This is a genomic window from Paenibacillus sp. AR247 (assembly GCF_002968895.1).
Lineage (GTDB): Bacteria > Bacillota > Bacilli > Paenibacillales > Paenibacillaceae > Paenibacillus_AQ > Paenibacillus_AQ favisporus.
In genome coordinates this window covers 402,195-406,579 of the sequence record NZ_PCZT01000006.1, presented here as the reverse complement: position 1 = coordinate 406,579, position 4,385 = coordinate 402,195, and the positions used below count along the sequence as shown (strand labels likewise).

Sequence of the window (4,385 nt, the reverse complement as noted above, 5' to 3'; positions counted from 1 at the left end):
CTCAAGCGCCGGGGCACCGACCAGGAAATTGCCAATGCAGTACTGTTCCTGGCGTCCGACTTGTCGAGCTTTATCACCGGGGCTTACATTCCGGTGAACGGCGGCAACGTCATGCCGGCCATTTAGAGGCAACATACTAAACTTTATCAAAGCGTATACAGTAAAAGGACAGCCGGGTGCTGTCCTTTTGTTTTTTATCATATATTATCCCTATGATATGACGCCGCTACAGCCTGCCGTATGCCCGCAGTGTGATCAGCCGGTTGACCGTGATATGCCCCCGCCATTCCGCTCCGTTGCCCGGACTGATGGATGGGAACGACACCTTCCATCCGCCATCGGCCTCCTGCTGTTCTTCCAAATCGTCCAGGTGACGCTCGATATCCGCCGTTGAGATCAGCTCCGCGGCGTAACTGGTCGGAACAGGCGCCCAGTCCAGCACTTTGTGGACATAGCCTTCCGCGCGGGGGTCAAGCTCAATAACTCCCGGCTGGCGGAGCCATTCGTTCAGCTCCTCCTGCATCGCTGAGGCCCTTCCCCGATCGGGAGCATATTGCAAAAAGGTAATGCATTGGTGCAGGTCATGATAATCCGTCTGATCTGCCTGGGGAATCCGGTTCCAGATGAATTCCGCGCTTCGCGTGAACCATTCCTCTTGCTTGAAATCGTTCACAGCCGTCTGCTTGTAGAGCAGACCGAGAATATTACCGGTTGGATTCAGCGATGGCTGCTGGTCGTCCTCCGTTATCCACCAAGGAGCATGCGGAGCGTCATTAACGGTCAGCAGTGCCCGGGGGAAACCGCCTGTGGCCGGGACGGTAATCGATTTGAGATATGACGCGATCCCCGCGATGATTTCCGCATCAAACCGGTTCGCCTCGTCCATGATCCAGAGCGCCTGCTCCACCGCTACAGGCTGGCTTGCGGATGTACGCATGTCAGGCTCCAGGGCATTGCCGAACCCGCCGTCAGGGTTCTGATAGGCTTTGAGCGCAGAAATAACCCCATCCGCGGATCCTCCTTCGAACTGCATTTCATAACGACGCCGATCCAGCAGCCGCGCATTGGCAAGCACGAATGCTCTGGCTTTTTCCAGACGGGCTGACCATCCTTCCTTTGCTCCCATTAACATATCCTCCTTTAATTCTGATTAACGGATGCCGAACGCTTTATGCATGTACGCTGCTGCTTCCGGTGTACATGCATCCTCCATTTTCAACTTCAGCTCAGACTGCGCCTGCTCCCTCGTTCCCCGGAACCGCTCGATACCATATTGACGCATCCAATCCCCTGTTGTCTGGTAGGAGGTGCTGCTCCAGCCGTTTTTCTCTCCGGGCAGGTTCCGCTTCTCCTTGACACCGGAAATGACGATGGCGAGCTGCCCTTGAAGCTCCGCCAGCGCTTGATCAAACTCCTTTTTCCGGTCCGTTGATTTCATGCCCGCACGGGCCCGCAGCTCCCTCGTCTCGATCCCTTCGTCGTCCCGGATCAGCTGGTACAGCTCCCATGCCGGCTTGGATAGCAAGCCGTCCCGGTAACGCTTCTCGGGATCCTCTTCACTACCAAGCAGCCGCAGCACCAGCGGAAACCAATCCGCCGCGATCAACACTGCCTTCTTTTTGATGAACTTGCCGTAAGCCGCCGTCCCGTCGCCGGGAAACTGGGCGCGCCACAGCCAGGGATCCCGATCGGTTCCCGTATGCCAATTCTCCTTGGGAGTGACCCCGTCCAGGGACGGATGTCCCGGGATCAAGCCGGCCAGCGGCAGGATGCCGACATGGGCGATTAAATCGCAAGCGTCCTCGTACCGTTCGATGTGCAGCGGTTTTTGTTCATTTTCCTTAAGCACCTGATCATCTCCTCCAACGTCTTATGTTTGGTCTTGCTCATACGCAGTCAGCAGGCGCACAGCCTTGGCACAAACCTCCCGGCGAAGAGCCTCGGGCTCAAGCACCTCCGCCTCCGTGCCAAGCGCGTAAAAAAGCTGCACGGCCCAATGCCACTCCGACACCGGCAGATGAAAATCCGCCAGCCACTCTTCGTTTCCGACCGCGCTGATTTTCTCTCCGACATGCTCGTCCCGCTCCACCTGAAGCATTCCGCGGTAGGTCAGCTTCGCCCGGATATGGACCGTTTGCGGCTCCGACTTTCCTTGATGACGATCGCCATCGCCTTCACCAACTTCAGGCGGGTCTTCCGTTCGAAGCTCCGTCATCCGGTCGATCCGGAAGATCCGCTGCTCCCCGTGGGTTTGCGAGTAGGCATCGCAGTACCAAAACCCGTTGGCGGCGTAAATCCTCAGCGGATGGATCAGCAGCCTGCGGCGGTTGTTCATCGAATGGTAAAACACCGATACCCATTGATTGCTCGAGGCATAATCCAGCAGTTCGTTCAAGTGCGGAACGGTATACTTACGCTTGGGCACCTCCACTTCCAGGCGATCCAGCATCGGATGGACCGTCTCCGCAGTTTCCCGGGGCAGAATGGCCTTGATTTTGTCCATTACGGTCCACCGCTCCGAATTGAACGGCGTGTCCGCGTAACGGGTCAGCCCTTCCAGCGCGAACAGCAGGCAGAGGGCTTCGCGGGAATTGAGCTGCAGCGGCGGCAGCTGATAGCCCTCCATCAGATAATATCCGCCTTGTGGGCCGCTCACCGCGGCAAGCGGGATACCCATTTCGGAGAGGGCCTGCATATCCCGCAAAATGGTCCTCCGCGACACTTCAAGCTTGGCAGCTAGCCCTGCGGCCGTCTGATTTCCCTGCTGAAGCGCGATGAGTATCGCCATCAGGCGATCCATACGGTTCATGTTTTTCACCTCTTCACGCTCTAGAATCATTGTATCAGCCGATTGGTGACAACTTGGATGTCACTAATGTTTAGCAGAATTTTCTTTTTTAACATAATGCAAAAGTTGTCGAATGACGCGGTATAGGACGCTGGCGGGACTTTCCCTTCGGCCCCGGCTCAGTTATAATGCATTGGGAAGAGCCATACAATAGCATAAAAGCGAGTCAAACGACTGGACAGGATATGAAAAGCCGCTGTGACCGACGCAGGGGCTTCATCAGAACACGGACGCAAGGAGGAGAAAACCCGTCATGTCCAACTTTTTCAACAAAATCAAGCAGGGCGTTTCGGATGCCGGCAAGAAAGCGCAGAACACGGTTGAATCCACAACCCTGAAGTTTCAAGCGGCGGCGAAGGAAAAGGAAATCGAAAAAAATTATACGGAAATCGGCCGTATCGTCCATCAGTCCTTGGAGAAACCGGACGGCACGATCCCCAGCGCGGAGATCCAGAAATACCGGGAGGCCATTTTTGCCTTAGAAGAAGAAGTGGAAGAGCTACAGCGGAAAATCCAGCACCTGCAAAACCTGAAGGAATGCGGATGCGGCAAGATGCTTCCCGCGGACGCAACCTACTGCCCGTTCTGCGGACAGCAGTTCCATACGGTGGTCGTTCAGCCGGCAGCCGTTTCGAGCTCGATTCCTAAAAGCGCCTACTGCACCAAATGCGGAGAACCGGCCTCATTTTCAGATCATTTCTGCCGCAGCTGCGGTCATAAGCTTCAGCACGAGTAATTTATCAGGTAAATCAGAGAACGCCGTATCCCTCACTGCAGCAGGGACACGGCGTTTTGTCGTTTATTCAAGAGCGGATCAGGAAGCCCGGCCGCGATGCTTAATTTCTTTTGAGCGCATACAGAAAGCTCGTCTCTTCCCACTTCTCGCCCGGGGTCAAGCCGAACAGTCCCATTTCCTCTGCGGGAATGTTCTTGATATTCGGAGCGTTGACGAGGTTGATCTGAGGCTCAGGGCAGAAAAATTTGCCGCCGGCGAACTGGTTCCAAACCATCCAGTGCTTATAACTGGTACCTACGTCGTAAATCAGCACGTCCCCAGTGCGTGTATCCGTGAGCTCCATCCGGTTGCGTCCGTCCTGCGGTTCAGCAGTATAATGGAAGTCCATTTCGGTGAAGTAAGGGAACACGCCTTCTCCTTTGAGCTGCTCTTCTTCCGGAGACAGCGGCTGGAAAGCACCTGTCGGCAGCATCCGGTCATCCAGCTCACGCCGCTGGCCGATCGTAATTTTAACTTGGTAATCCTTCGCTTCGCTTCCCGGCACGAACGGGGCATTGACCGCCGTATGGAACGCCAGCAGTACAGGCATTTTTTCCTTGCCGTCATTCGTGATGGTGACCTGCTGCCGCAGCCCTTCCCGGTTCAGGGAGTATCTCAGCGTAATCGTGAAATCGAAAGGCAGATACTTTTTATACAGATGCCCTTCTCCTACGCGCTGGGACACAACGACTGCGCTTTCATAAGCGTCACTGGTTATGTAATCCACGGTCCATGGGATCGTATGCATGTATCCGTGCAGCT

The 4,385-nt window shown here is 55.4% G+C and carries 6 protein-coding genes; 2 read left to right on the top strand and 4 right to left on the bottom strand.

What is annotated here, in order from left to right; genetic code table 11:
* Nucleotides 1–126, top strand: a 126-nt coding sequence (locus CPT76_RS06915) for an SDR family oxidoreductase (protein ID WP_146116176.1), incomplete at its 5' end; no start/stop codon positions are given.
* 100 nt (nucleotides 127–226) lie between these two features.
* Here CPT76_RS06915 and CPT76_RS06910 read toward each other — a convergent pair.
* The 3 genes from CPT76_RS06910 to CPT76_RS06900 are packed head-to-tail and all read right to left on the bottom strand — an operon-like array spanning nucleotide 227 to nucleotide 2,809.
* Nucleotides 227–1,126 carry a hypothetical protein gene (locus CPT76_RS06910; RefSeq protein WP_105442355.1) on the bottom strand — a complete coding sequence of 300 codons (900 nt, stop codon included), beginning with the start codon at nucleotides 1,124–1,126 and terminating at the stop codon, nucleotides 227–229.
* A gap of 24 nt (nucleotides 1,127–1,150) precedes the next feature.
* Entirely contained in the window at nucleotides 1,151–1,849 is a 699-nt protein-coding gene (locus tag CPT76_RS06905) for an AlkZ-related protein (protein ID WP_258168159.1), read from the bottom strand.
* A gap of 21 nt (nucleotides 1,850–1,870) precedes the next feature.
* On the bottom strand, nucleotides 1,871–2,809 hold the full coding sequence (locus CPT76_RS06900; RefSeq protein WP_105442354.1) for a helix-turn-helix transcriptional regulator: 939 nt from the start codon (nucleotides 2,807–2,809) through the stop codon (nucleotides 1,871–1,873).
* A 292-nt stretch (nucleotides 2,810–3,101) separates the two neighbouring features.
* On the opposite strand from CPT76_RS06900, the gene CPT76_RS06895 reads away from it, so the two are divergent.
* Nucleotides 3,102–3,584, top strand: a complete 483-nt coding sequence (locus CPT76_RS06895) for a zinc ribbon domain-containing protein (RefSeq protein ID WP_076171647.1) — start codon at nucleotides 3,102–3,104, stop codon at nucleotides 3,582–3,584.
* A 100-nt stretch (nucleotides 3,585–3,684) separates the two neighbouring features.
* Here CPT76_RS06895 and CPT76_RS06890 read toward each other — a convergent pair.
* On the bottom strand, nucleotides 3,685–4,385 hold a 701-nt coding region (locus CPT76_RS06890), incomplete at its 5' end, for an aldose 1-epimerase (protein ID WP_105442353.1).